Genomic DNA, 26,329 nt, shown 5'->3' with positions numbered 1-26,329 from the left:
ACCAGACATGCTACTCGCCTTGTGAGTAGAATTACTAATGAAATTGGCGGGCCGGGTTTCAGGTTGCTGAAGTGGGAAAGGAGTGCCGAGCCAGGTCGGCACCCACAGGGCCCGGTTACGGGCGGACCGGCAGCGCGACCGGGCGCAGCGGCGCGGCATCGCCGCCGCGGATCTTCAGCGGGCCGCCGATGAAGGCGAACTCGTAGACCTTGTCGCGGGCCAGTTCATCCAGCGCCACCAGTTCGATGATCGGCGCGCCCTGCTGGGCCAGCAGGTAGGTGTGCAGCGGCACGTAGTCGTCGGCCACCTCCGAGGGGAAGGTCTCGAAGCTCAGGTTGTCGGCGCCGACGATCATCGCGCCGCTGTCCTCAACCAGGAAGCGCGCCGCGTCCAGGCCCATGCCCGGCGGGTTGGCCATGTAGGCCTTGGGCTGTTCGAACAGGCGCATGCGGCCGGTGCGGATCAGCACCACGTCGCCCTGCTGCAGCTTCACCCGCTGGCGTGCCAGCGCATCCTTCAGGTCCTGGCGGGTGACGCGGTAGCTGTCCGGCAGCATGTCCACGCCCTTGGCGGCGGCCACGTCGATCAGTACGCCACGCGCGATCAGCGGCGGGAATTTCTCGATGCCGGTGACATTCCAGCCACGATCGCCGAGATGCTTGTCGGCCTCGAAGCCGTTCCAGATCTTTCCGTGGATGCCGAAGTGGTTCAGCGCATCGATGTGGGTGCCGGTGTGGCTGTACATCGAGAACGCGGTGCCGGTGTAGCTGCGGGTGAGGTTCATGCTCTCGCCCACGCCCATCGGATCATCCATCACCGTGCCGCGCGGGGTGTGGGTCATCCAGAACTGGTAGTGCGGGTCGCCGGCGTCCTGCCAGCTGGGCATGCCGACGTAGTAGTCGGTGGCCAGGTCATAGGCCTTGCCGCCGCTGACCCGCGACAGGATCGCCGCACGCGAGGCTTCGGTGATCAGGTTGAGCCGGCCGATCTCGTCCTTCGGCCCCCAGGGGCTGGTGCCGACCTGCTGGCCGGAGGGAACGCGTTCGTGCGCGGACACGGTGGTGGACGCCGCGGTGCCGGCCAGCAGCAGGGCCAGCGCGCTGGCCAGGATACGTGGGGTCATGGGGGAATCTCCTTGCAGGGTGGGGGAGGGTGCGGCTCAGGCCGCGACCAGGGGCGCCAGGGCCTGGCGCAGTTGCGGCAGCGGCAGGGTCTGCAGGCGCAGGCCGTTGCCGCCGATCACGGTGGGAATGGAGCGGATGCCGAGGGCAGCGGCGTCGGCACGATCGGCCTGCACGCGCTGGCGTACTGCGTCGCTGCGCATGTGGTCAGCGAAGGCACCACGGGGATGGCCCAGTGATTCGGCGATATCCAGCAGCACTTCGGCGTCGCCGATGTTGCGGTGCTGGTGCAGGTGCGCCCATTGCACCGCGTCGAACATTGCGCCATGGGCATCATTGCCGCCGATCAACCCTGCGGCCTGGCAGGCCAGTGCGCCGAGCCAGCCGGAGGGATATTCGAAGTCCTGTGCGCGCATGCCTTCGATATCGATGCGCGCGCTGTCTTCATGCGCGGCGCAGTCGGTCCAGTGGCGCAGGATGATCGCCTTGGCGCGCTCCATCGAGCCGAACACCTCGACCATCTGCGCGCGCGAGTCCTGCAGCACGAAGCTGCGATGGCGCACCTGGATGCCGAGTTCGGCCGAGACCTGCTGCAGGCGCGGGGCCAGCACGAAGCACCAGCCGCAGACCACGTCGTGGAAGAAGTCGACCACCGGCGCGGCGGTGGCGGGGGAAGGAACGGGAGACATCTGCCTGCCATCGGTGAGAGGGGAGGCGGCAGATTAGGCAGCGCGGCGGGGCCGAAACAGCGCGCCGTGGGCAGCTCAGTTTTCGCTGGCGGTTACGAATCCAGGCCGGCGCAGCGGGGCAGCTCGGCGTGCAGGAAATCGATGAAGGCACGCACCTTGGGTTGCAGGTGGCGCGACGTGGGATAGACCGCATGCACGAAGCGTGGCGGATAGCGGTGGTCGGGCAGCACCTGTTGGAGTTCGCCACGGGCCAGCGCTGGTGCCGCCAGGAACGAGGGCAGGGCGCCGATGCCCATGCCGGCCACCAGCAGGTCGCGCAGCAGCAGGCTGTTGTTGACGGTGACGCGTGCCGGCAGGGTGATGGTCACCTGCCCATCCGGGCCGAGCAGCGGCCAGCTGCCGGGGGAGTCGGACAGGCTGTAGGCCAGTACGCTGTGCACCTGCAGATCGTCCACCGCCTGCGGTGCTGGACGCTGCCGCAGGTAGGACGGGGCAGCGCACAGCACCTGTTGCAGCGAGGCAAGCCGGCGCGCCACCAGTCGCGAGTCGTCCAGCTCGGCACGCAGCCGCAACGACACATCGAAACCCTCACCGACCGCATCAAGCAGGCGATCTTCCATCACCAGGTCCAGCGACAGCTGTGGATGCTGTTGCAGGAAGCGTGGCAGCAGCGGCGACAGCGTGCTCAGTGCGAACGACTGCGGTGCATTGACACGCAGGCGCCCGGCCACCTCGCCACGCTGTTCGGCGATGCCACGTTCCAATGCGTCCAATTCGTCGAGCAGGCGGCAGCATTCGCGGTAATAGGCGTGGCCGGTCTCGGTCAGGCTCATGCGCCGCGTGGTCCGCTGCAGCAGCACCACGCCCAGGTGCGTTTCCAGCGCGCGCAACTGCTTGCTCAGCCCGGCCGGCGACATGCCCAGGTCTTCGGCAGCGCGGGCCAGCCCGCCGCGTTCGACGATGCGGCGGAAGGCGCGCATCAGGTTGAAGGAATCCATGCCGGTACCGGGCGCGATGAGGGCGCCATTGTAGATCCACGCCATCCGTGGGTGGGGGAAACGCGGTGTCGGCCAAAGGGGGGATATCCACCGAGGCGGGGCGGGTTGCGCCGTTTGTTCAAGCCCGCAACCGTCGTGCCGCGCCAGCATGCAGGCCCCTCATGTTCCGGGTTGCCCATGAAACACTGGATCCTCCGCCTGTATGCCCCGTTGTTCCTGCTCGGTTTCGTTGCCGCCGCCGTCGTCTGGGTCGGCCACCTCCATGGCGATCCGCTATGGCTGCTGGCCTTGCTGGCGGTCGCCATCGCGGTTTCGTTCGCTGCCGAACGTGCCTGGCCGTATGACCCCGCGTTCAACCACGACCACGGCGACAGTCTGCGTGACACCCTGCATGCACTGGTCAACGAAAGCCTGAACCTGCTGTCGATCGCTGCGGTGCCGCTGCTGGCAGCGCTCCTTCCGTGGCAGCTGTGGCCGCTGCAGTGGCCGTTCGTTCTGCAGGTACTGCTGGCCATCGTCTGCGCCGACCTTGGCATTACCTTGGTGCACTACGCCAGCCATCGCGTCGGCTGGCTGTGGCGGTTGCACGCGGTGCATCACAGCGTCACCCGCATGTACGGCTTCAACGGCTTGATGAAGCATCCGTTGCACCAGGCGGCCGAAGCAGTGGGCGGCGTACTGCCGCTGCTGCTGTTGGGCCTGCCGATGCCGGTGGCTGCGGTGCTGGCCTTCGCCATTGCCATCCAGCTGCTGCTGCAGCACTCCAACGTGGACATGCGCCCGGGCCTGCTGGGCCGGGTGATGGCGTGGGCGCCGCTGCACCGCTTCCACCACATGCGTTACGGCACCGCTGGCGACGTCAACTTCGGCTTGTTCCTGACCGTCTGGGATCACCTGCTGGGGACCGCCTTCGATGCGCCGGGCTATCGGCTGCAGCAGCGCGACCTCGGCATCGGCAGCCAACCGGACTATCCGCGCGATTATCCGGAACAGCTGCTGGCGCCGTTCCGCGAACTGCCGCATGGCGAGGTGCCGGAGCTGCCGGAAGGTCTGCGCAGGCGCGGATGATGGGCCGTGTCAGGCCGCGTGAAGCTGCAGGCCCTGCAGCTGCGCGGCACCGATACCGAACATGCGGCGCAGGCTGCGCGACAGATGGGCCAGATCGGCGAATCCAGCGGCATGCGCACTGTCGGTCAGGGTGTGCCCGCGCAGATGATGCATGAGTGCGCGGCGCAGCCGCTGCCACAGCACCCAGCCGCGCAGGGTCACCGCCAGATCAGACTGGAAACGCCGGTGCAGCTGGCTGGTCGACAGGTGCGCCGCCCCGGCGATATCGGCGGCCGGCACCGGGCCGGGCAGGTGCTGGGCGATACGGGCCAATGCCGCCTGCACGCGGCGGTCCAGCGGTTGCGGGCGGCTCAGCCGTGGCAGCCAGCCGTGCAGTTCCAGCGCGTTGCCCGGCAGTGCGTGCAGGTATTGCTGGATCTGTGCGGGATTGGCATGCGTCGGCTCAAGGAACACCGTGCAGCCTGCTTCTGGCGCTAACAGGATCGCGTGCGGCTGGAATGACGGCAGCCACAGCCGCTGGCCTTGCTGCTGCACGCCATCGACCTCGACCTTCCAGGCTGCGCCGTCGCTGAGCAGCAGTTGATGGGCGTAGTGCGCGTGCGCGGCGCTGTCACCGGCATGACCCTGCAGCACGGCCACGTGAGCATCCAGCAGCAACGTGCCATTCCAGGGCAGGGTGGGGGAGGACATTGAGGGATTGTAGATCCACGCCATGCGTGGATGAATCTCCATCGAAATCAAATATTTCGACAATGAAACGAAGAGCATCCACGCATGGCGTGGATCTACCGCAGGTTGCGAGAAATTGTTGAAGGCGGGGTGGGTCCGTTGGCGGGGGCGTGAGCGCCATGGATGGCGCGACCGAGCCTCCAGGGACGGATTCACGGCGTCCCCCGCCAACGGACCCACCCCGCCTACCCACAGGAGCCCCGCTGTTGCTTTGGCCGTTGCCTCTGCGGGTGCCGGGCGCAGCCCGGCCGTCCCCTCACCGGCCGTGCGGATCCGGCCGGTGATGCACGTATTCAACCACGGTGCCATCGGGATGCACCGCATTGAACGCCGCCCCGGTCGGGACTACCTGCAGCGGGAAGATGATCTCGGCGCCGGCGGCGACCAGTTTGTCGTGATAGGGCCGAACATCATCGACCAGCAGTGTCCCCGTGGTCGAGGTGAACGGGGCCAGTGCCGCCTGGCTGCCTTCGATCAGCAGGAAGGCGCCGACCATCGCCAGGCGCAGCCCGGCTTCCGGGAACGGGAACCCCGCATCGGCTACCACGCCCTGCAACTGCTCGTAGAACGCCACGCTGCGCTCCAGCTCGCCCGGGGCCACGAACACCCGGATCAGCACGCGCGGCGCGCGCTGGCTGGAGGTGTCACAGCGGTCGCGCCAGAGATGATCGAAGTCGCGATGTACGGTCATGGGCTCGATTCGTGGCCAGGGATCTCCATTATCAGCAGCCTCGCGCGGCGCGCTGATGACCGCCAGTGATGGCCTGATAACCATTGGCCGGGTTGCCTCTGTGACTTAGGTCCTGTTGACAGGTGTGAACGCCCTCGCACAATCTTCACAGGATTGGGTCGCCCTGCGCGGCCCGGGCAGGCAGGTTGTCACGCCGGGAGGAGGGTCCCGCGCGCAGACCGGCCCGTCCATCGGCCTGCGGGGCGTTGCCTGGCAACCCCTGCGCGGCATGAACGCTGCACCCTTCGGCGGCACTTTCCCTGGACCGATTGCCTTGGCAACGGAATTACGCCTGCCGATGAAAACGTTTACAAAACCGCTTGCACTGTCTCTGGCCCTGTCTGCCGCACTGGCCGCTCCGGCCTGGGCCGACCCGGCCGCGTTCACTGTGCTGACCCTGGAACAGGCGCCCCACGCCGAGGCGATGCCGGCGCTGGCCGCGCAACTGAAGAGCCTGAAGGTGGACGCGGTGAGCGTGCGCCAGGTGCAGCGCGGCATCGGCCAGGTCGATCCGCTGCAGGTGCTGGCCGATGGCCTGGGCTACGAGTACCGCTTCATTGCCGCCGGCAAGGACGATGGCCAGACCCAGCGCGGCCAGGCTGTTCTGACCCGGCTGCCGATCGCCGCTGAATCCGGCCCCGACCAGCCGGGCCTGAACTACCTGCGCCTGGACGATGGCCGCCACACTGTGGCGGTCTATACCGATGCCGGTGCAGGTGCGGCGCAGCTGCCGGCGCTGGTCACCCGTTCGCGGCTGGGTGCACCGGCGGTGCTGCTCGGCGCGGTGGCCGGTGAATCGGCCAAGGCCGCAGGCTTCGATCCGGCGCGTGTGGCGCTGGAAGCCGATGCCAGCTATTTCAGCGACGGCTTCCAGGCCGCCAGCAGCGCGCCGTTCAAGGTGGAAGGCAGCACGCTGCGTGCCACCCTGCTGACCCTGGCCTATGCCGCCGACAAGCACGGCGACACGCCGTGGATGGACACCACGCTCAACGCCGATGCGCGCGCTGCGCTGCTGCTGAAGGCGATGACCGAGGATGAGAAGTTCCAGATGCTGCACAGCTACTTCGGGCTGGGCAAGGACGGCGGCCCGCTGCCGGAAGGTGCGGTCGGTTCGGCCGGCTTCGTGCCGGGCGTACCGCGGCTGGGCATCCCGTCGCAGCAGTCGGCCGATGCCGGTGTCGGCGTGACCAATCCGGGGGGCATCCGCCCGGGCGACTTCGCCACGGCGATGCCATCGGGCCCGTCCACCGCAGCGAGCTGGAACCGCGAAGTTGCCTTCGCCGGTGGCGCCACGATGGGCCGCGAGGCGTGGCAGCAGCGCTTCAATATCCTGCTGTCGGGCAGCGTCAACCTGCAGCGTGACCCGCGCAACGGCCGCAACTTCGAGTACGCCGGCGAAGACCCGCTGCTGGCCGGCTCGATGGTTGGCGCGCTGATCCAGGGCGTGCAGAGCCAGCACGTGATCTCCTCGATGAAGCACTTCGCGCTGAACGACATGGAGACCCGTCGCAACTTCCACGACGTGCGCATCGGCGAACAGGCCATGCACGAGTCGGACCTGTTGGCCTTCGAGATCGCGCTGGACGCCGGTCGCCCCGGCGTGGCGATGTGCTCGTACAACAAGATCAACGGCACCTACGGCTGCGAGAACGGCTACCTGATGAACCAGGTGCTGAAGCAGGAATGGAAGTTCCCCGGTTTCGTGATGTCCGACTGGGGTGGCGTGCACAGTGGCTCGAAGGCTGCGCTGGCCGGCCTGGACCAGCAGTCGGCCGGTGAGGTGTTCGACGCGGCGGTGTTCTTCGATGAACCGCTGCGCCTGGCCGTGCATGGCGGCGTGGTGCCGCAGGCGCGCCTGAACGACATGGTGGCGCGCATCCTGCGCACGATGTTCCTGCATGGCAACTTCGACAACCCGCCGCAGCACCAGAAGGTGGATGCCGAGGCCGGCTTCGCCGTTGCCCAGCGCACGGTGGAGGAGGGCAGCGTGCTGCTGCGCAATGAGGGCAACCTGTTGCCGCTGGCCGACAGCGTGAAGCGCATCGTCATCATCGGCGGCCATGCCGACAAGGGCGTGATCGGTGGCGGTGGTTCATCGATGGTGGGCGTGACCGCCAAGGGCACCAACGCGGTGCCCGGCGTGATGCCGACCACCTGGCCGGGCCCGGTGATCTTCCATCCGTCCTCGCCGCTGGAATCGCTGCGTGCGGCGCGCCCGGACGCGACTATCACGTATGTGGATGGCACCAACGCCGCTGCTGCGGCCAAGGCGGCCGCGCAGGCGGATGTGGCCATCGTGTTTGCCACGCAGTGGGCTGCCGAATCGGTGGACCTGCCGGACATGCAGCTGCCGGACAACCAGGATGCCCTGATCTCGGCAGTGGCCAAGGCCAACCCGAAGACCGTGCTGGTGCTGGAAACCAACGGCCCGGTGCGCACACCGTGGCTGGCGCAGGTGCCGGCGATGCTGCAGGCCTGGTACCCGGGCATCCGCGGCGGCGAAGGCATTGCCGCACTGCTGACCGGCCAGGTCAATCCGTCCGGCCGCCTGCCGGTGACCTGGGTGACGGACGAATCGCAGCTGCCGCGCCCGCACATCGACGGCCTCGGCTTCAAGCCGGCCAAGCCGTTCGGTGATGTGTTCGATTTCGATATCGAAGGCGCCAACGTCGGCTACAAGTGGATGGCGGCCAAGGGCCTGACCCCGACCTTCGCCTTTGGCCATGGCCTGTCCTACACCTCGTTCGCCTATGACAACCTGAAGGTGAGCGTGGAAGGTTCGCGCCTGGTCGCCAGCGTCGACATCCGCAACACCGGCAAGCGCGCCGGTGCCGACGTGGCCCAGCTGTACCTGAAGCTGCCGGCCGGCAGCACCACGCCGATCCGCCTGATCGGCTATGACAAGGTGACCCTGCAGCCGGGCGAACAGCGCCGCATCCGCATCGAAGCCGAGCCGAAGACGCTGGCCCACTACGATGCACAGGCGCGCCAGTGGAAGATCGACGGTGGCACCTACCAGGTGCAGCTGTCGCGCAACGCCGCCGAACCGCTGCAGACGGTGGACGTGCAGCTGGTGGAGCAGGTGCTGCGCTGAGGCTTGAAGGCACGGCCCGCAAGGGCCGTGCCTGAAAAAGGGGACGGAGGGGATTAAGTCGTTTATGCATAAACGACTTAATCCCCTCCGTCCCCTTTTCATATGCCGAACCACCCGCGCAGGAAATCGATCAGCTGCCGCACCTTCGGCGAGGGCTGCGTGCTGTGCGGGTAGACCGCGTACACGCTCTGCTGCGGGAAGCGGTGCTGGCGCAGCACCGGGCGCAGGCGGTCCTGGGCCAGGTCGTCCTCGATCAGCCAGCGTGGCAGCACGGTGACCCCGGCGCCGGCCACGGCGAAGGCGCGCAGGCTGCTGGCACCATCCACGCGCACCACCGCATTGCCCGGATTGGTGGCAAACAAGGCGTCGCTGCCGTCGGGCGCGACCACCGGCACGTCGGCCAGGCGCGGGTAACCCAGGCGGGGCAGGGTGCCCAGTTGCACGGGGTCATTGGCCGCATCGGCAGAGGGCAGGCGTGTCAGCAGGGACGGAGCCGCCACCGCGCACAGCGGGTGCCGTTCCAGTTCACTGGCATGCAGGCCCGAATCGGGCAGACGGCCAAGACGGATCGCCAGGTCGAAGCGCTCGGGAATCAGGTCTGCCGGCGCGGGAGACGTGGACAGGTGCAGCTGCAGGGCCGGATGCCGCGCACGGAAGGCTTCCAGTGCGGGAATCAGGCGAAGCTGCGCGTACTCCGGGGTGGTGGTCAGGCGCAGCACACCCTGCAGCTGGTGCTGGTCGCGCCGCGCGGCATCGATTGCCGCCTGCGCGGCATCCAGCGCCTGTACGCAGTGCTGCAGGAACTGTTCGCCAGCGTCGGTCAGGGCCAGGTGGCGGGTACTGCGCAGCAGCAGGGTCACGCCCAGCTCCTGCTCCAGCCGTTTCAGGTTGAAGCTGACCACCGCACGGCTCAGGCCGAGCCGATCGGCCGCTGCGGTCAGGCTGCCGGCCTCGACCACGGCACGGAAGATATCGAAGCGATCGAGGCTGACCATGGCGATTCATTGTCAAAACAGATTTGACAGTGTTGCAGGTGTTGTCGTGTTTTTCCAACAAAGCCCGGACGGCATGCTGGACGCTTCCTTGCTGGAGCGCCGCCGATGCCGTCCCCCCGCCTGCGCCATGAGGCGATCTTCCTGCTGGTGTTCGCCCTGGATCTGGTCAACATGTTCATCGCCACGGTGGCCTATCCGGCACTGGCAGCGGAACTGCACGCTGATGTCGGTACCCTGGCCTGGGTGGGCACCGCCTACATGCTGGGCCTGAGCGTGGTGATTCCGCTGGCGCCCTGGTTGGCCGCGCGCTGTGGTGAGCGTCGCCTGCTGCTGGTGGCGTTGCTGTTGTTCGCGGTTGCCGCTGTGCTGGCCGGCGCCGCACCGGGTATCGGCTGGCTGCTGGGCTGGCGCCTGCTTCAGGGGCTGGCCGGCGGCCTGCTGATTCCGGTGGCACAGGCGGCAGCGTACCGACAGTGCACGCCGGACCAGCGTGGCGCGCTGACCCGCCGCATCCTGCTGGTGGCGCTGCTGGTGCCCGCACTGGCGCCGGCGCTGGGCGGGGTGCTGGTGCAGTGGTTGTCCTGGCGCGGTGTGCTCTGGGCCAGCCTGCCGTTGGCGGTGGTGGCGATCGGCCTGGTGCTGGCCTGGATGCCGGCCGATGGCGCGCGCAGTGCGCCGCGCCTGCAGGCCTATGCGCTGTCCACCGCGATGCTGGCGCTGGGCGCGCTGCTGCTGGCGTTGACCTGGCTGGGTGAACCCGGCCATCGGGCCGCCGGTGCCGTACTGCTGTTGATCGCAATGCTGTTGGCGGCGGCCCACCTGCGGCATGCACGGCAGCAGGCGCAGCCCCTGCTGCGCTGGTCGCTGCTGTCCCATCGGGGCCTGCGCTTGGCGATGCTGGTCTATCTGGCAGTGCCCGGTGTGTTCATCGGCAGCCAGCTGGTTAGTACCCTGCAGCTGCACCAGGCCGGTTACAGCGCGGCACGCATCGGCGCGTTGATGCTGCCCTGGGCGCTGGCCTCGGCCATTGCGATCACGGCCAGCAAGCGCCTGCTGGCGCGCTTCGGCCCGTCCACGGTACTGCGTACGGGCATGCTCCTGCAGGCCAGCGGCCTGCTGTTGATGGCGCTGCTGCCGCAGCCGGCCTTCGCGTTGGCCGGGCTGCTGTTCGCTCTGATGGGCGCCGGCGGCAGCCTGTGCAGCAGCACCGCGCAGACGCTGGCCTTCCATGGGGTCGAGGGCGAAGCATTGGGCGATGCCAGCGCACTCTGGAACCTCAACCGCCAGCTCAGCTTCTGCCTGGGCACCGCGGCCATCGCGCTGCTGCTGGCATTGGCCATGCAATGGCTGCCGGCCCACGCCACCGGCATGGCGCTGGGTCTGGCCGCGGTACTGACCCTGCTGCCGATGGCGCTGCTGCGCCGGCCGCAGTTGCTCACCCTTTCGCAACCGGAGAACATCTGATGGATAGCACCGCAGAACATGAAATCCACCACCTGCACGACAAGCTGCAGGCCTGGTTCCGTGCCGATGTCGGCGCCGATGCGCTGGAGGATCTGATGGCGCACTTCAGCGCGGACTTCAGCATGGTCGGCATCGCGGGTCGCCGATTGGATCGGCAAGCCGTGCAGGCGTTGTTCGCGGACGGTCACGGGGCGCGCCCCGGGCTGCGGATTTCCATCGACGCCGTGCAGGCGGTGGAAGCGCCTTCACCGCTGGCGGTGCTGCGCTATCGCGAAGGGCATTCGATCGATGGCGGCACGCCTGCATGGCGGGAGTCACTGGCGATGCTGCGGCAGGAAACCGGGCGCTGGCGCTGGCTGGCCTTGCATGAAGTGCCGGTAGCCGGGCCGGCAACCGCGTAACGCGCCGCAGGATCATGAAGTTGCCGGCCAGCGGCCGGCACTACCGGTCGCCGGCGAGCGCAGCGGCAACGCAGGCACATGTGCCATCAGTCCTGCCTGCATCCACCGCAGAATGCAAAGCCCGCACACACTTCATGGCTCGGGGCAGGAGTAGGCTTGGAGCTTTCCTGCCGGGAGGGGTTGTCCATGCGTGTGCGTGCCGTCGCTGTAGCCATTGCCCTTTGCCTGTCCAGCGCCGTGCTGGCCGCCGATACCCCGCCGATGACCCCGGACATCAGCGGCAAGCCCTTCGTTGCCCCCGATGTCGGTCGTGACTACGACAAGCGCGTGGTGATGGTGCCGATGCGTGATGGCACCAAGCTGTATACGGTGATCGTGGTGCCCAAGGGCGCCCGCAATGCCCCGATCCTGCTGACCCGCACGCCTTACGACGCTGCTGGCCGTGCCAACCGCAGTGATTCGCCGCGCATGCGCGACCTGCTGCCACAGGGCGACGAGGTGTTCGTCGACGGCGGCTACATCCGCGTGTTCCAGGACATCCGTGGCAAGTACGGCTCCGAAGGCGATTACGTGATGACCCGGCCGCTGCGCGGGCCGTTGAACAACACCAGGGTGGACCACTCAACCGACGCCTGGGACACCATCGACTGGCTGGTGAAGAACGTGCCGGAGAGTAACGGCAAGGTCGGCATGCTCGGCTCATCGTACGAGGGTTTCACCGTGGTGATGGCGCTGACCGACCCGCACCCGGCACTGAAGGTGGCCGCGCCGCAGAGCCCGATGGTCGATGGCTGGATGGGTGACGACTGGCTCAACTACGGTGCGTTCCGCCAGGTCAACTTCAACTATTTCGCAATGCAGACCGAGAAGCGCGGCAAGGGCACGCCGCTGCCCAGCCTCGGCTATGACGACTACAGCACCTTCCTGCGCCTCGGTTCGGCCGGTGACTACGCGCGTTTCACCGGCGTGGACCAGCTGACCTGGTGGAAGAAGCTGGTCGAGCACCCGGCCTATGATGGCTTCTGGCAGGGCCAGGCGTTGGACGCGGTGATGGCCAAGACACCGTTGAAGGTGCCGACCATGTGGCTGCAGGGCCTGTGGGACCAGGAAGACATGTGGGGTGCCAACCACGCCTACCAGGCGATGGAAGGGCGCGACAGCGGCAACAACCGCAACTATCTGGTGATGGGCCCGTGGCGGCACAGCCAGGTGAACTACGGCGGCAGCGAGCTGGGTGCGCTGAAGTTCGATGGCGATACCGCGCTGCAGTTCCGTCGCGATGTGCTCAAGCCGTTCTTCGACCAGTACCTGGTGGATGGCGCGCCGAAGGCCGATACGCCGCCGGTGCTGATCTACAACACCGGCGAAAACCACTGGGACCGCCTGAAGGGTTGGCCGCGCAGCTGCGACAAGGGCTGTACCGCCAACAGCAAGCCGCTGTACCTGCGCGCCGGCGGCAAGCTGGCGTTCCAGGCACCGGCGGCGGGCGAGGGGGACTTCGAGGAATACGTGTCCGACCCGGCCAAGCCGGTACCGTTCGTGCCGCGCCCGGTCCGCTTCGGCGACCGCGACATGTGGACCACCTGGCTGGTGAAGGACCAGCGCTTCGTCGATGGCCGCCCGGACGTGTTGACCTTCATCACCGAACCGCTGACGGCGCCGCTGCGCATCGGCGGCGCACCGGTGGTTCACCTGCAGGCCTCGACCAGTGGCACCGACAGCGACTGGGTGGTGAAGCTGATCGACGTGTATCCGGACCAGGAAGCGTCGACGCCGGAGATGGGTGGCTACGAGCTGCCGGTGTCGCTGGCGATCTTCCGTGGCCGTTACCGCGAAAGCTTCAGCGATCCGAAGCCGCTGGCCGCCAACCAGGTGCTGCCGTACCGCTTCGACCTGCCCAACGCCAACCACACCTTCCAGAAGGGCCATCGGGTGATGGTGCAGGTGCAGTCCAGCCTGTTCCCCCTGTATGACCGCAATCCGCAGACGTACGTGCCGAACATCTACCTGGCCAAGCCGGGCGATTACCAGAAGGCCACGCAGCGGGTCTGGCACAGCGCAGCGCAGGCCAGTTACATCGATCTGCCGGTGTATTGAGGCGGAGAGGATGACGCCGGGCATGGCCCGGCAGCACGTGGTAGTGCCGGCCGCTGGCCGGCATCCGCGATGGCGCAGGAGCGTGTCGACCAAGGTCGACACCTATCAAGTCCGGGCCATGGCATGCCGTTTCAGGCGGGTGTGGTAGTGCCGGCCGCTGGCCGGCACTTCTAAGCTCAAGGATAAATGTTGTCGCTCGTCAGCAGCCCGCTGTCGAACTTCCGAAAGAGTTCGGCGATAGATTCGGCGATGGGCTTTCCCCGGCTGATGTCGAGATCGCCCAGATCGAATGAGACGATCTGTCCGCGACTGAGCGGGCAGAGAACCAGCGCGATGAGCGTCGATCCACCGTCCGTTCCAATGCCCATCAGGGAGTCGCCAAGATAACGCCGGATCTGGTAGCTGCGGTTGAGCTGAATGATGCTGGCGACGGACCATAGGTCGACATAAGCATGAGGGAACACGCAGCGCCCACCGTTTGACCAACGCAGGAGCTGTATGAAGTCCTCTGAAATTGCTGCCTCGCTCCAATGTGCCTGTAAGCTGCGTAGATCGTCCGCATGCGCGCCTGTCTCGGGTAGCCATGGACTTTGGATGCATCGGATGAAGTAAGGCGTGCTTGGTTGATCTCGGTTGTCCACGAGAAGTCCCCGTAGTCAGCCCTACTACGATGCCGCGGCCCATCTTTCGCGGCAATGGGCATATGCGACATGCGCAAAGATGTGCCGGGAATATGATCGCTTCCAGCGCGTGTCGACCAAGGTCGACACCTACCAGTGCTTGGCCATGGCATGTCGATTGCGGCGGCGGTAGTGCCGGCCGCTGGCCGGCATCGGCGACGGTGCAGGAGCGTGTCGACCAAGGTCGACACCTACCGGAGCGGGGATCCTCACCCCACCTTCGAGGGGCCCGTACGCCAGCGGCTGGGGACCAGGCCGAAGCGCTTGCGGAACGCGGCGGCGAAGTTGCTGGGGTGGCGGTAGCCGCTGGCGGCGGCGGCCTGCTCAACCGTCCATCCGTTTTCGCGCAGGCCCTGTTCGGCATGGCGCATGCGCTGTTCATGCAGGTAGTCGAACACCGAACTTCCATACTGCTGGGCAAAATGGCGGCGCAATGAGCTGGGGCTCATGCAGGCCAGCCGGGCCAGCTCGACCAGGCTGTGTGCATGGCTGGGGTCGTCATGCAGGTAACTGCGTACCCGTTCCAGGCGCTCGCGCTGGCCGGCACGCAGCGTGCGCACCGGGTCGGTCTGCAGATCCTCGGCCTGCAGGCCGAGGGCCAGCAGCTGCAATGCCACGCCTTCGCGCCACAGCGCGTCGATGCCGTCCTGCCACGGGCTGTCGAACAACTGGCCCAGCACCGGCAGCATGGCGTGGGGAATGGCCCAGTGGCGGCATTCCAGGTGCGTGCCAAGCGCTTTTTCCAACTGTGGCATCTGGAAAACATCCGCGTCGATGCCACCCGGCACGATCACGCTGACCCCGCGCAGGCGCGTTTCGCCGGGGTGCGCGCCGGTCATCTCGATCTGGTCGCGATGGTGGGCGGTCATCGCGGTGCCGGCACGCAGGGTGAAACTTCCGCGTCGCGGGATACGCACGTCGACCTGACCCTGCAGCATCACGCGGATGGCGAGCCCGGGCCGCTGTTGCGCGGTCGCCACATAGGGGAACCGGTTATGCACGTCGGAGGCGATCAGGCTCATGCCACCGCGCATGAACTGTTCGTTGACTTCGCCGCGGCCGGCCCACTGGTCGTCACGCAGGTGTTCCGGATCAGCGCGGTAATCGAAGCCGTGGCGTTGGCCGAAGCGGCGGTAATCGGCAAAGGTGAAGTATCGGGACATCGCTCGGCACGTACAGGAGGGGGAGGCGCTGGCGCCATGAGCCCATGTGCTGCCCCGCGTAGCGGGCAGCCTGGAAGGCCGGAAAACGCCAGGTTGGAAGGAATGTGTCGAAGAAACTGGAAACGTTTCCCATTGTCGCTGCGAATCATTCGCAGGGGATTTGAATACGGTCAAACCGATTGGTCATTACGGCCAAGTTGAACGGAGTGCCGGACATACGCCAGCGTTTTGCCGCTATATCCGTACTTGATTCCCTACATGAACTTCGGTTGAGGTTTCATTGCTGGAACGATCATCCGCGGACAGGCTGTTGGTCTGCTCGTCACAGCGGCCGGCGTAAGGTGATGGATTGGCGGCCGCGCGCCGCATCGCTACCCCCACCGATGGAGAATGCAGATGATTGATTACCAGCTGACCGGCAAGACCGCGATCGTGACCGGCGGCGTGTCGGGCATCGGCCTGGCCGTGGCACAGACGCTGGCCGCATCCGGTGCCCGTATTTCGGTCTGGGACCTCAAGCAGGATGCGGTGGATGCCACCGTGGCGCAGTTGCGCAGCACCGGCGCACAGGCCATCGGCATCGCGCTGGACGTCACCGACGATGCAGCGGTGGAGGCGGCGGTGCAGCGCACGGTCAAGGAACTTGACGGCCTGCATGTGGCGGTCAACAACGCCGGTATCGGCGGGCCGGCGGCCAGCAGCGGCGACTATCCGATCGAGGGCTGGCAGCGGGTCATCGACGTCAACCTCACCAGTGTGTTCCTGTGCCAGCGTGCGCAGATCCAGGCAATGCGGGCCGCTGGAACCGGCGGCAGCATCATCAACATGGCCTCGATCCTGGGCCAGGTGGGCTATGCCGGTTCCACCGCTTATGCGGCGGCCAAGCACGGCGTGGTCGGGCTGACCCAGACCGCCGCGTGGGAACATGCGGCCGACGGCATCCGTGTCAACGCGGTGGGTCCGGGTTTCATCAGCACGCCGCTGCTGGAGAAGATGGACCCGAAGGTGCGCGCCACGCTGGAAGGACGGCACGCGCTGAAGCGACTGGGCACGGCCGAGGAAGTGGCGGCATTGGTGGCCTGGTTGGCCAGCGACGACGCCTCGTTTGCGACCGGCGCGTACTACGCCATCGATGGTGGCTACCTGGCGCAGTGATGCGTTGAACGCAGGGTGCGGTGCCGCCGGGTGTCGCCCGGCGCTACCGGGTGAACGGACTGTGGCGTGGCCTTCACCTCTGTGCCACGGGGGCCACGCGACGCTCCGGGAAAACCCCGGAGCTTGGCCATGGAACTCACCCAGGATGTCTCGATCCTGCTGCGCGTAGCCGCAGCGATGCTGTTTGGCGGCGTGCTGGGCGTCGAGCGCGAGATGGGCAAGCACGCCGCTGGCCTGCGTACGCACATGCTGATCGCGGGGGCCGCTGCGCTGATCGTCGGCCTCGGCGACTCGGTGGCCGAGCATTTCCAGCAGGAGCGCTACCGCGACCTGCTGCAGGTCGATCCGGTGCGCCTGATCGAAGCGGTGGTGGCCTGTGTCGGCTTCGTTGCCGCTGGCACCATCCTGCGTGGGTCACGCGAGGACCAGGTCAGCGGCCTGACCACGGCCAGCTCGCTGATCATGGCAGCGGCCATCGGGATTGCGGTGGGGATCAGCAAGTACGTGATCGCCATCGGGGTGAGCGTGCTCTGCGTGCTGGTGCTGGCGGTGATGCGGCGGTTGGAGAAACGGATCTCGTAGGGAATCTCGAATTGCCGGCCAGCGGCCGGCACTACCATGCGGACTGAATGGTCGGACCAATATGAAGTCTAGCCCTATGGTCTAATAGGCACTTCGTCGGAGCGGCGGTTAAATCCGCTGCAAGTGGTCTGATCGAAATCATTATTGGTACGACCAATAATCGACAGCCATGGCGACCCACCGCCTGCGGTGGAGCACATCCCGCCCCAGTCGAGAGCCTTCATGCAGCCCTGGCAACACCTGTACGACCCCGCCGGCAACCTGTGGTTGTCCAGCCTGATCGCGCTGCTGCCGATCGCGTTCTTCTTCATTGCCCTGGCCGTGCTGCGCATGAAGGGCTGGCTGGCCGGCACGATCACCGTGGCCATCGCGCTTGGCGTGGCCCTGTTGTTCTACCGCATGCCGTTGAGCCAGGCGCTGGGCGCGGCCGGTTTCGGCTTCGTCTACGGCCTGTGGCCGATCGCCTGGATCATCATCGGCGCGGTGTTCCTCTACAAGGTCTCGGTCAAGACCGGTCAGTTCGACATCATCCGCGCCTCGATCCTGTCGGTGACCGAAGACCAGCGCCTGCAGATGCTGATGGTCGGTTTCGCGTTTGGTGCCTTCCTGGAAGGCGCGGCCGGCTTCGGTGCGCCGGTGGCGATCACGGCGGCGCTGCTGGTCGGGCTGGGCTTCAAGCCACTGTATGCCGCCGGCCTGTGCCTGATCGTCAACACTGCGCCGGTGGCGTTCGGTGCGATGGGCATCCCGATCATCGTGGCCGGGCAGGTCACCGGCCTGGATGCATTCGAGATCGGCCAGATGGCCGGCCGCCAGCTGCCGTTCCTGACTGTGATCGTGCTGTTCTGGATCATGGCCATCATGGATGGCTGGCGTGGCGTCAAGGAAACCTGGCCGGCGGTGCTGGTGGCCGGTGGCTCGTTCGCCATCGCGCAGTACCTGACCTCGAACTTCATCGGCCCGGAGCTGCCGGACATCACCGCCTCGCTGGCGTCGCTGGTGTGCCTGACCCTGTTCCTGCGCCGCTGGAAGCCGGCACGGATCTTCCGCTTCGATACCGAAACCAGCGCCGAGGCGGCCGCGCAGGCACTGGAGGCACCACGCTACAGCGTCGGCCAGATCGCCAAGGCGTGGTCGCCGTTCCTGATCCTCACCGCGATGGTCACGCTGTGGAGCATCAAGCCGTTCAAGTCGCTTTTCGCGGCAGGCGGCCCGTTGGAAGGCTGGGTGCTCAAGCTCCCGGTGCCGGGCCTGGACCAGAGGGTGCAGAAGATGCCGCCGATCGTCGACGCGCCGCTCAGCTATGAGGCGATCTACAAATTCGACTGGTTCTCGGCCACCGGCACCGCGATCTTCCTTGCGGCGGTGATCGCGATCATCGCACTGCGCATTCCGGCCCGCTCGGCGCTGCAGACCTTCGGCGAAACCGTGCGTGAGCTGCGCATGCCGATCTACTCGATCGGCATGGTGCTCGCCTTCGCCTTCATCGCCAACTACTCGGGCCTGTCGGCAACACTGGCGCTGGCATTGGCGCACACCGGCGATGCGTTCCCGTTCTTCTCGCCGTTCCTGGGCTGGCTGGGCGTGTTCCTGACCGGTTCGGATACCTCGTCCAATGCGCTGTTCTCGGCGCTGCAGGCCACCACCGCGCAACAGATCGGCGTATCCGACGTGCTGCTGGTGGCGGCCAACACCACCGGTGGCGTTACCGGCAAGATGATCTCGCCGCAGTCGATCGCCATTGCCTGCGCGGCGGTCGGCCTGGCCGGCAAGGAGTCGGACCTGTTCCGCTTCACGGTCAAGCACAGCCTGATTTTCACCACGATGGTCGGCCTGATCACCCTGGCCCAGGCCTACTGGCTGACCTGGATGATTCCCTGAGCCATGCATGGCTGGCCGACCACCCGCTGTGCGCTTCGGGCCACAATGGCGCCATGAGCACGCAACGTATTTCGGACAGGGTGGCCGCGCAGCTGCGCGGCCTGGTGCAGGAACAGCGGCTGCGGCCGGGCGACCGGTTGCCCGCCGAGCGCACCCTGGCGGTGCAGCTGGGGGTCTCGCGCACCGCGCTGCGCGAGGCGATCGCGCAGCTGGCCAGCCAGGGCCTGCTGACTGCACGCATCGGTGGCGGCACCTACGTGGCCGAACCGGCGGCGCGCGCGCGGCAGGCGCTGGATGAACCGCTGGCGCCGTACCTGCCGCTGTTCCAGGGCGACCCGGAATACCGTTTTGACGTGCTGGAGATCCGCCACGCGCTGGAAGGTGCCACTGCCTGGCATGCGGCGCTGCGAGCCACCGATGAGGACCGTACGCGCATCGCGCAGGCCTTCCAGACCATGATGGACGCGCACGGCAAGGACGACCCCACCGGTGAAGCAGAGGCTGACGCGGCCTTCCACCTGTCCATCGCCGAGGCCTCCCACAACCTGGTGCTGCTGCAGGTGATGCGCGGCCTGTTCGAACTGCTGCAGACCAACATCTCGCAGAGCCGCGAGAAGCTCTACACCTCGGCGAGGACCTTCTCGCCCCTGTCCGACCAGCACCGCGAAATGATGGATGCGGTGCTGGCCGGCGACCCCGAACGCGCGCGCGCCGCCGCGCATGCCCACCTCGAGTTCGTGCACACCACGCTGCGCACGCTCGATGACAACGAAGCCCGGCGTGCGCGGGCCTCGCGCCTGCCTTCCCCACACGGTTGACCCCATGATCATCTCCGCCTCCACCGATTACCGTGCCGCAGCGCAACGCCGGCTGCCGCCGTTCCTGTTCCACTACATCGATGGCGGCGCGTATGCCGAGCACACGCTGAAGCGCAACGTTTCCGACCTGTCCGACATCGCGCTGCGCCAGCGCATCCTGCGCAACATGTCCGACCTGAGCCTGGAAACCGAGCTGTTCGGCGAAACGCTGGCAATGCCGGTGGCGCTGGCGCCGGTCGGCCTGACCGGCATGTATGCCCGCCGCGGTGAAGTGCAGGCGGCGCGCGCGGCCGACAGCCGGGGCATCCCGTTCACCCTGTCCACCGTATCGGTGTGCCCGATCGAGGAAGTGGCACCGGCCATCCAGCGGCCGATGTGGTTCCAGCTGTACGTGCTGCGCGACCGTGGCTTCATGCGCAATGCGCTGGAGCGGGCACAGGCCGCCGGCGTGACCACGCTGGTGTTCACCGTGGACATGCCGGTGCCGGGCGCGCGCTACCGTGATGCACACTCCGGCATGAGCGGCCCGAATGCCTCGCTGCGCCGCATCGGCCAGGCCGTCACCCATCCGCACTGGGCGTGGGACGTCGGCCTGTTCGGCCGTCCGCATGACCTGGGCAACATCTCCACCTACCGCGGCAACCCGACCGGGCTGGAGGATTACATCGGCTGGCTGGGCAGCAACTTCGATCCGTCCATTTCGTGGAAGGACCTGGAGTGGATCCGCGAGTTCTGGAAGGGCCCGATGGTGATCAAGGGCATCCTCGACCCGGATGATGCGCGCGATGCGGTCAGGTTCGGTGCCGATGGCATCGTGGTCTCCAACCACGGTGGTCGCCAGCTGGATGGCGTGCTGTCTACCGCACGTGCATTGCCGGCCATCGCCGATGCGGTGCAGGGCGACCTGAAGATCCTCGCCGATTCGGGCATCCGTACCGGCCTGGACGTGGTGCGCATGCTGGCGCTGGGGGCCGATACCGTGCTGCTGGGGCGCGCCTTCGTCTATGCGCTGGCCGCGCAGGGCGAGGCCGGCGTGGCCAATCTGCTGGACCTGATCGCCAAGGAGATGCGCGTGGCGATGACACTGACCGGCGCGCGCCGCATCGCCGACATCAGCCGCGATTCGCTGGTCAACCTGCCATGAGTGGCCATGACGCCGTGCTGGCGCAGTTGCGCGACGCGGTCGGCAGCCGCCATGTGTTGACCGGCGACAAGGCCACGCGCCGCTTCCGTCGTGGCTACCGCTTCGGCGATGGCCCGGTGCTGGCGGTGGTGCGCCCAGGTACCTTGCTGGAACTGTGGTATGTGCTGCAGGCAGCGGTGCAGGGCGGAGCGGCGATCATCCTGCAGGCGGCCAATACCGGCCTGACCGGTGGCTCGACCCCGGATGGGGACGACTATGGGCGCCCGATCGTGCTGGTCAGCACGCTGCGCCTGACCGGCATCCAGCTGTTGAACGAGGGCCGCCAGGTGCTGTGCCTGCCCGGCGCCACGCTCGACCGCCTGGAGCAGACCCTGGCACCGCTGGGCCGCGAACCGCATTCGGTGATCGGCTCCTCCTGCATCGGCGCCTCGGTGCTGGGCGGCATCTGCAACAACTCCGGCGGCGCGCTGGTGCGCCGTGGCCCGGCCTATACCGAGCTGGCGCTGTATGCGCAGGTCGATGCGCAGGGCCAGTTGCAGCTGGTCAACCACCTCGGCATCGCGCTGGGTGATACGCCCGAGCAGATCCTGCAGCGCCTGCAGGCCGGTGACTATGCCGCTGACGACGTGGGTGACGGCGATGGCCGCGCCGCGTCTGATCCACGCTACGCCGAGGAAGTGCGCCGGGTCGATGCCGATACGCCGGCACGCTTCAACGCCGACCCCAGCCGCCACTTCGAAGCGGCCGGTTCGGCCGGCAAGCTGGCGGTGTTCGCGGTGCGCCTGGATACCTTCGAAAAGGAGCCCGCCGAGGTCTTCTACATCGGCAGCAACCGCACCGACAGCCTCACTGCGATCCGGCGCCAGCTGCTGACCGGCTTCGAGCGCCTGCCGATTGCCGGCGAGTACATCCACCGCGATGCCTATGACATCGGCGAGCGCTACGGCAAGGACAGCTTCCTGTTGATCGACCGCCTCGGCACTTCCCGTGTGCCCGCCGCGTTCGCATTGAAGAGCCGGGTCGATGGATGGTTCGAACGGCTGGGCCTGCGCGGGGTAACCGACCGGGTGATGCAGGTGCTGACCGGCCTGCTGCCCTCGCACCTGCCCAGGCGCATGGGTGAATTCCGCCAGCGCTACGAGCATCACCTGTTGCTGAAGGTCTCCGCACAGGACGCGGCGGCAACCGAGGCCTGGCTGCGCGGCTTCTTCGCCGATCATGAGGGTGGTTACTTCCACTGCACGGCCGATGAGGGGCGCAAGGCGTTCCTGCATCGCTTCGCGGTGGCCGGCGCGGCGGTGCGCTACCGCGAAGTGCATCGGGACCAGGTGCAGGATATCGTGGCGCTGGACATCGCCCTGCGCCGCGATGATGCCGACTGGTTCGAGCAGTTGCCGGCCGATATCGACGGCCGCCTGCTGCACAAGCTGTATTACGGGCACTTCCTGTGCCACGTGTTCCACCAGGACTACATCGCGCGCAAGGGCGAAGACCCGATGGCGATCGAGCATGCGATGTGGGCCCTGCTGGACCAGCGCGGCGCCGAGTATCCGGCCGAGCACAACGTCGGCCACCTGTACCCGGCCAAGCCGGCCCTGGCCGGGTTCTACCGGCAGCTGGACCCGAGCAATACGTTCAATCCGGGCATCGGCCAGACCTCGAAGGAAAAAGGGTGGGGTGGCTGCGACTGCGGATGATGCAGAGCCGAGCCTATGCTCGGCTGCTCTTCCCGACAGACAGCCGTCGAGCATGGCTCGACGCCACCCGGACAGCGGTTACCATCGGAATCCCGTACGCAGGAGCCGCCCATGCCCACCATCGTTGCCCGCGCGACCCTGTGCGCTGCATTGCTGGCAACCCCGCTGCTGGTGCTGGCGCAGTCCGCGATCCTGCCGCAGCAGCGCGACGCCGCCGGCAACGTGATGGAGCCGCTGGGGCAGGTGCTGGAACAGGGAGGGCAGGGCGAAGCACGCATGCAGTACTGCACCCTCGATCGTGCCTGGTGCGTGCGTGTGCAGCCGGTGGCCGAGGACGGCGATCGGCCGACGACGCTGGAAGTCTCTGAACGGGAGGCTGGCGAAAGCGAGCCGCACACCTACCACGTCAGCATCGACGTGCCGCAGGAAAGCGAGCTTTCGCTGTGGCCGTGGATCGTGCGGCTTGCGCCTGGCGTTGGCAGCGATGAGGTAGTGAGCGACCCGCGGCAGCGCGCCCGCCAGAACGTGCTGGTGGGCGGTATCGTCAAATTCAGCACGATGTACTCAGGCGGTGGTGCCGACGCGTCCACGCTGCAGCTGGCGCGCGTGCGTCACCTGCAGGATGACATCCAGGTGGACGACGACGTGCTGACCCTGCCATGGCTGGGCAACGCGATGATCCGCGCCTGTTTCAGCGAGCAGGACATGAAGCAGCGCGCAGGCGCCTGCCACGACGAGTACGGGTTCTCGGCAAGGCTGGCGCTGGATACCGCCGCCGGGGGCATGCCGGTGCTGCGCTACCAGACGGTGGCGACGCGGTTCCCGGCCGGTGTCTCACGCTTCGAGGATTCGCTGGCCAAGGGGCCGCTGAAGAAGAAGGACCTGCGCACCGAGCAGGACCTGGCGTGCAGCTACACGCGGTTGTTCCGCTTCAGTGATGGGGTGTTCCACCCCGACCAGGCGCTGCCGGACTGCGCGGGGTATACCGAGCCCTGAGCTGTAGAGCCGAGCCTGCGCTCGGCTGTCACGGAAGCGCAGCCGGGCATGGGCTCGGCTCTACAGCGCCTACTCGCAGCGGGTGGCGGTGATGATGTTGTCCTTGTCCACGTACACGCGCAGGCGGTCGTGGCGGATGTCCTTGGTGGTGATGGTGTTAGGGCCGATCGGGTTGACCAGGCCGGCACCGCTTTCGCTGGACAGGCGGCGGATGTTGGGCTCATTGGCAGGCTGGCCGATTGCCCAGCCCAGCTGGCTGGCGTCGCAGTGGCCGGTACCCTTGACCTGCGGACCGGGGGTGCTGACGCAGGCCGACAGCAGCAGGGCCGACGCGGGTAGCAACAGGGACAGACGGAAGGCGGACATGCAGCGCTCCTGCGCAGGGAAGATGGGCGGAACGATAGCACCCGGCGCGCGAAAGGCGTCAGCGCCCCGGTCATTGCCGGCACAGCATGGTCATTGCATAGTGGGAGGGATGACTGGCATCGCGCCAGCGGGCAGGCCGGGCCATTCCGGTGCAGGTGCTGGACACGGTATGACGGCAGACAGTTTCCGCGACAAGCGCAGGGCGATGACGGTACTTGCAGTATCGGTGCTGGCCGTGGCGTGCGCCGCCACTGCCGCCGAGCCAGTGCCGGCCGCAGCCGCGGAAACGCCGGTGTTCGGCGCGTGGCGCAACCTTCAGACCGAGGCCGGCTACGCGCCGGCCCAGCGCGATCTGGCCTTCGCCATGCTGCCGCAGGCCGCGACCCGCGGCGACCGTTTCGCCATCCTCGACCGTGAAGGCAAGCGGGCGGTGTGTTGCCTGCAGGTGGCCAGCCCGTCGCTGGGCGTGGCCGCGCTGCGCGAGCAGTACCACCTGCCGCAGGCCTGGGTGACCGACCTGAGCAATGGCCGCAGCCCGGCGCGTCCTTATCTGCCGCATGTCTACGCGATGCAGCGGGTGGACGAACTGGCAGACTACGGCTTCGCCGATGTGCCCGGGGCCTACAGCGACCTGGGCGGGCTGCTGATCCCCGAGGGCGCCGCCCTGGAGGACGATGGCAGTGCCGTCCTGCTGGGCGACAACCGTTATTCCCTGCATTTCCAGCGCCAGCCGCACGCCGATGACGATGGCGCGCTGGACCGCTACACCCTGCAGGGCGGCGACGGCGAGGCCCCGTTCGTGGTTGAAGTGCCGTTCGGCACCTACTGACTGCAGCACTGCACTGGCTAGAATGCAGCGCGGCGCCGTCTGCCGTGCCTGTTCCGTGAGTTGCTGCCGTGTCCCTGCGCCCTTTGCTGCTGTCGTCCCTGCTGCTGTTGTCCGCCTGCGCCAGCGCGCCACCTCCACCGCCGGCCCATTCCGATGCGCTGTGGCGCTTGATCGAGCGTGACTGCAAGGCGGTGGAAGGACCGCGTGGCAGTTGCCTGCGGGTGGAGACGGCGGCCGACCGCCGCGACGTGCTGGTCAAGGATGCGCACGGTGACTACCAGTTCCTGCTGATGCCGCTGGACAAGGTCAGTGGCATCGAGAGCCACGGCCTGTACCAGCGTGGGGTGCCCAACTATTTTGCGGCCGCCTGGCAGGCGCGCGGGCATACCGAACAGGCCCTGGGCCGGCCGCTGCCGCGCGGCGTGGCCAGCCTGGCACTGAATTCGCCGCACGGTCGCTCGCAGCACCAGCTGCATATCCATGTCGACTGCCTGCGCGCGGATGTGCTGCAGGCACTGGATGCACATGCCGGTGCGCTCGGTCCGCGCTGGTCACCGTTTCCGGTGCCGCTGCGCGGGCATCAGTACCAGGCCTATCTGCTGCCCGGTGCAGAACTGACCGCCAATCCGCTCAATCTGCTGGCCTATGGCCTGAGCGGTGTGGGCGATGTGGGCCAGTGGAGCCTGGTGGTGGCCGGGCGCGGCGAGGTGCAGGGCGGCCCCGGCTTCATCCTGCTGGCTACCCGCGTGGATGCCGCCAGCGGCAACGATGCCAGCGGCGAGGAACTGCAGGACCATGCCTGCACGGTCTTGACCGGTGCCGGTGCGGCACTGGAGCGGGTGCGCTAGCCGATCGGCTGCTGGCAGCTGCGCCAGGCCGACGCGGTCAGCGCCAGCAGCTGACGGTCATGCCATCCCTGCGCGTCCAGATGGTAGTCGCGCAGGATCCCTTCGCGGATGAACCCATGGGCCTGCAGCGCCTGGGCAAACGGGCTGGTGCAGCCTGGCGGCAGCAGCACGAAGAGGCGGTGCAGGCCGACATCGTCGAACAGGAACGGGCACAGTGCCCGCAGTGCCGCCTGCGGATGGGGGTGCCGGTGCTGCAGCGATTGCAGCTCGGCGCAGCGCGAGTGCAGCGACTGCAGGCGGATATGCAGCTGGTCGTGCAGTACGCCCTGCACGTCGTCGAACACACCCAGCACCAGCAGGTCGTTGTCTTCCTGCAGGCGTGAACGATAGACGCTGGCGAGGAACCGCGCCTCTTCATCAATGCCATGGGGATGCCGCTGGCCGCGCTGGCACTGGTCGTCGAAGGCGCGCCAGCGTGGCAGGTCGGTGCGCTGGAACGAACGCAGGGTGATGGGCGTGGCCTGGAGGTGGAGCAAGTGGCGGCGCAGGACGGGTCGTAGTGGAGCGAAGTGGGTGGAAGGGGCGCTGTTGGTCATCCCGGCACGATGCGCATCACCGACGCGCCAGGCCATGCAATTCATTGCAAAAGTGGGGTGGTGCCGTAAACGCGTCTGATTCGGTTCAGGCATAAGCCCATCAGGGCTGGTCATTTCCGTTGAAACCACCCATTCAGGACACTTTCGTTACGGGATCGTTATGTGTCGTACCGGCTGCGGCTCCCGTA

The 26,329-nt window shown here is 67.2% G+C and carries 24 protein-coding genes; 14 read left to right on the top strand and 10 right to left on the bottom strand.

The features are described from left to right. Positions 1-115: 115 nt before the first annotated feature. The 3 genes from AC5P98_RS11380 to AC5P98_RS11370 form a co-directional block, all read right to left on the bottom strand. Positions 116-1,123, bottom strand: a complete 1,008-nt coding sequence (locus AC5P98_RS11380; RefSeq protein ID WP_049418880.1) for a cyclase family protein — start codon at positions 1,121-1,123, stop codon at positions 116-118. 36 nt (positions 1,124-1,159) lie between these two features. Next, positions 1,160-1,810, bottom strand: a complete 651-nt coding sequence (locus AC5P98_RS11375) for a DsbA family oxidoreductase (RefSeq protein ID WP_014647507.1) — start codon at positions 1,808-1,810, stop codon at positions 1,160-1,162. Positions 1,811-1,902: 92 nt separating this feature from the next. Further along, positions 1,903-2,853 carry a LysR family transcriptional regulator gene (locus AC5P98_RS11370; protein WP_172412088.1) on the bottom strand — a complete coding sequence of 317 codons (951 nt, stop codon included), beginning with the start codon at positions 2,851-2,853 and terminating at the stop codon, positions 1,903-1,905. Positions 2,854-2,985: 132 nt separating this feature from the next. On the opposite strand from AC5P98_RS11370, the gene AC5P98_RS11365 reads away from it, so the two are divergent. Next, complete coding sequence (locus AC5P98_RS11365) at positions 2,986-3,876, top strand: sterol desaturase family protein (protein WP_100450254.1); 891 nt, start codon at positions 2,986-2,988, stop codon at positions 3,874-3,876. Between the two features lie 9 nt (positions 3,877-3,885). Here AC5P98_RS11365 and AC5P98_RS11360 read toward each other — a convergent pair whose 3' ends face one another. After that, entirely contained in the window at positions 3,886-4,590 is a 705-nt protein-coding gene (locus AC5P98_RS11360) for an AraC family transcriptional regulator (RefSeq protein ID WP_100450253.1), read from the bottom strand. A 271-nt stretch (positions 4,591-4,861) separates the two neighbouring features. Further along, positions 4,862-5,296 carry a VOC family protein gene (locus AC5P98_RS11355; protein ID WP_014647503.1) on the bottom strand — a complete coding sequence of 145 codons (435 nt, stop codon included), beginning with the start codon at positions 5,294-5,296 and terminating at the stop codon, positions 4,862-4,864. Between the two features lie 337 nt (positions 5,297-5,633). Here AC5P98_RS11355 and AC5P98_RS11350 point away from each other — a divergent pair, with 337 nt between their 5' ends. Continuing rightward, positions 5,634-8,429 (top strand): beta-glucosidase family protein, encoded by a 2,796-nt coding sequence (locus AC5P98_RS11350; protein WP_080354598.1) that lies wholly within the window; start codon positions 5,634-5,636, stop codon positions 8,427-8,429. A 98-nt stretch (positions 8,430-8,527) separates the two neighbouring features. On the opposite strand, the gene AC5P98_RS11345 is transcribed toward AC5P98_RS11350, so the two are convergent. Then, a complete protein-coding gene (locus AC5P98_RS11345) occupies positions 8,528-9,424 on the bottom strand; it encodes a LysR family transcriptional regulator (RefSeq protein ID WP_495230030.1) in 897 nt (298 codons plus the stop codon). Positions 9,425-9,529: 105 nt separating this feature from the next. Here AC5P98_RS11345 and AC5P98_RS11340 point away from each other — a divergent pair, with 105 nt between their 5' ends. The 3 genes from AC5P98_RS11340 (at position 9,530) to AC5P98_RS11330 (ending at position 13,386) form a co-directional block, all read left to right on the top strand. Then, positions 9,530-10,888: an MFS transporter gene (locus AC5P98_RS11340; protein WP_197562114.1), complete on the top strand. Its 1,359-nt coding sequence runs from the start codon at positions 9,530-9,532 to the stop codon at positions 10,886-10,888. Then, positions 10,888-11,289, top strand: coding sequence for a DUF4440 domain-containing protein (locus tag AC5P98_RS11335; protein WP_262216483.1), 402 nt, complete (start codon positions 10,888-10,890; stop codon positions 11,287-11,289). The genes AC5P98_RS11340 and AC5P98_RS11335 overlap by 1 nt, the downstream gene beginning before the upstream one ends. 186 nt (positions 11,290-11,475) lie before the next feature. Continuing rightward, entirely contained in the window at positions 11,476-13,386 is a 1,911-nt protein-coding gene (locus AC5P98_RS11330; RefSeq protein WP_495230029.1) for a CocE/NonD family hydrolase, read from the top strand. A gap of 176 nt (positions 13,387-13,562) precedes the next feature. Here the strand turns inward: AC5P98_RS11330 and AC5P98_RS11325 are convergent, their stop codons facing one another. Continuing rightward, on the bottom strand, positions 13,563-14,027 hold the full coding sequence (locus AC5P98_RS11325) for an SMI1/KNR4 family protein (RefSeq protein WP_108242564.1): 465 nt from the start codon (positions 14,025-14,027) through the stop codon (positions 13,563-13,565). A gap of 248 nt (positions 14,028-14,275) precedes the next feature. Further along, a complete protein-coding gene (locus tag AC5P98_RS11320; RefSeq protein ID WP_049407541.1) occupies positions 14,276-15,229 on the bottom strand; it encodes a helix-turn-helix transcriptional regulator in 954 nt (317 codons plus the stop codon). 396 nt (positions 15,230-15,625) lie between these two features. On the opposite strand from AC5P98_RS11320, the gene AC5P98_RS11315 reads away from it, so the two are divergent. The 7 genes from AC5P98_RS11315 (at position 15,626) to AC5P98_RS11285 (ending at position 23,502) form a co-directional block, all read left to right on the top strand. Then, a complete protein-coding gene (locus tag AC5P98_RS11315; RefSeq protein ID WP_014647496.1) occupies positions 15,626-16,384 on the top strand; it encodes an SDR family NAD(P)-dependent oxidoreductase in 759 nt (252 codons plus the stop codon). Positions 16,385-16,513: 129 nt separating this feature from the next. Beyond that, entirely contained in the window at positions 16,514-16,966 is a 453-nt protein-coding gene (locus tag AC5P98_RS11310) for an MgtC/SapB family protein (protein WP_005413774.1), read from the top strand. A 222-nt stretch (positions 16,967-17,188) separates the two neighbouring features. Beyond that, positions 17,189-18,847, top strand: a complete 1,659-nt coding sequence (lldP, locus tag AC5P98_RS11305; RefSeq protein WP_049407544.1) for an L-lactate permease — start codon at positions 17,189-17,191, stop codon at positions 18,845-18,847. 53 nt (positions 18,848-18,900) lie between these two features. After that, on the top strand, positions 18,901-19,665 hold the full coding sequence (gene lldR / locus AC5P98_RS11300; RefSeq protein WP_014647493.1) for a transcriptional regulator LldR: 765 nt from the start codon (positions 18,901-18,903) through the stop codon (positions 19,663-19,665). 4 nt (positions 19,666-19,669) lie between these two features. Further along, on the top strand, positions 19,670-20,809 hold the full coding sequence (lldD, locus tag AC5P98_RS11295; RefSeq protein WP_014647492.1) for an FMN-dependent L-lactate dehydrogenase LldD: 1,140 nt from the start codon (positions 19,670-19,672) through the stop codon (positions 20,807-20,809). Further along, positions 20,806-22,506, top strand: coding sequence for a D-lactate dehydrogenase (gene dld / locus AC5P98_RS11290; protein WP_169410359.1), 1,701 nt, complete (start codon positions 20,806-20,808; stop codon positions 22,504-22,506). The genes lldD and dld overlap by 4 nt, the downstream gene beginning before the upstream one ends. A gap of 111 nt (positions 22,507-22,617) precedes the next feature. After that, complete coding sequence (locus AC5P98_RS11285) at positions 22,618-23,502, top strand: hypothetical protein (RefSeq protein ID WP_495230027.1); 885 nt, start codon at positions 22,618-22,620, stop codon at positions 23,500-23,502. A gap of 69 nt (positions 23,503-23,571) precedes the next feature. Here the strand turns inward: AC5P98_RS11285 and AC5P98_RS11280 are convergent, their stop codons facing one another. Then, positions 23,572-23,868, bottom strand: a complete 297-nt coding sequence (locus tag AC5P98_RS11280) for a hypothetical protein (RefSeq protein WP_014037553.1) — start codon at positions 23,866-23,868, stop codon at positions 23,572-23,574. A gap of 169 nt (positions 23,869-24,037) precedes the next feature. Here AC5P98_RS11280 and AC5P98_RS11275 point away from each other — a divergent pair, with 169 nt between their 5' ends. After that, positions 24,038-24,697, top strand: a complete 660-nt coding sequence (locus AC5P98_RS11275) for a hypothetical protein (protein ID WP_049407552.1) — start codon at positions 24,038-24,040, stop codon at positions 24,695-24,697. 68 nt (positions 24,698-24,765) lie between these two features. Next, the gene (locus AC5P98_RS11270) at positions 24,766-25,545 is read left to right on the top strand and encodes a CDP-diacylglycerol diphosphatase (protein WP_481445442.1); all 780 of its coding nucleotides are present in this window, start codon (positions 24,766-24,768) and stop codon (positions 25,543-25,545) included. On the opposite strand, the gene AC5P98_RS11265 is transcribed toward AC5P98_RS11270, so the two are convergent. Further along, positions 25,542-26,177, bottom strand: a complete 636-nt coding sequence (locus tag AC5P98_RS11265; RefSeq protein ID WP_401746986.1) for a GNAT family N-acetyltransferase — start codon at positions 26,175-26,177, stop codon at positions 25,542-25,544. The genes AC5P98_RS11270 and AC5P98_RS11265 overlap by 4 nt on opposite strands. Positions 26,178-26,329 lie beyond the last annotated feature (152 nt).

Source organism: Stenotrophomonas sp. YJH_SMC_135 (genome assembly GCF_059372355.1).
This window is presented reverse-complemented; position numbering and strand designations above follow the sequence as displayed.